Source organism: Mesorhizobium sp. M2C.T.Ca.TU.002.02.1.1 (assembly GCF_003997225.1).
Genome location: NZ_RZTO01001358.1, coordinates 1 through 825 on the forward strand (window position 1 = coordinate 1; position 825 = coordinate 825).

The following is an 825-nucleotide window of genomic DNA, read 5'->3' on the forward strand; positions in this document are numbered from 1 at the left end:
GTTCAATCTCTATATCGGCGGGTAGGCGGCGATGGATTACGCCTTGCAGCAACTCCTCAACGCGCTCGCCTTCGGCGCGGAATATTCGCTGGTGGCGCTCGGGCTGGCGGTCGTGTTCTCGATCATGGGGCTGGTGAATTTCGCGCATGGCGAGATCATCGGCGTCTCGGCCTACAGCGTGTTCCTGGCAGCGGCGCTCGGGCTGACCTCGCCCTTCGTCGCGGTGCTGCTTGCCGTCGGCATGGCCGCACTTGCGGCCGTCGTGTTCGAGCGCGTCGCCTTCCGGCCGGTGCGCTACGCGCCGACCACGACCGGACTGCTCACCGCCTTCGGCGTGTCGATCGTGGTGCAGAACCTTTTCATGCTTCTGATCTCGCCCAAGCCGCAGTCGGTCTCGGTCCTCAATGGCCTGAACCAGATGTGGTTTGTCGGTCCCTTCGCCGTATCGTCATTGCAGGTGATGGAGCTTATCGTCTCGGGCCTGACCATCCTGGCGCTGGTGCTCTTCCTCAACCGCTCGACTCTCGGGCTCGCCATCCGCGCCGCTTCGCGCGACTTCGCGACAGTGCGGCTGATGGGGATCAAGGCAAATCGGGTGATCGCCACGGCCTTCGCGATTTCTGGCGCGCTGGCGGGCATCGCCGCCGTTTTCATCCTGGCGCGGCGTGGCAGCGTCTCGCCCGATCTCGGCTTCGGCCTGGTGCTGAAGGCCTTCGTCGCCTGCGTCATCGGCGGCTTTGGCTCGCTGCCGGGCGCTGCTGTCGGCGGCATGCTGCTCGGCTTCATCGAAGTCGGCCTGCTCGTCGCGCTGCCGCAGGAATATGC

General features: G+C 65.5%; 1 protein-coding gene. It reads left to right on the top strand.

The annotated features are described in order from the left end of the window. Positions 1–31: 31 nt before the first annotated feature. Positions 32–825 (top strand): branched-chain amino acid ABC transporter permease (locus EOD07_RS36095; RefSeq protein WP_164772936.1); only part of this gene is annotated, 794 nt, incomplete at its 3' end.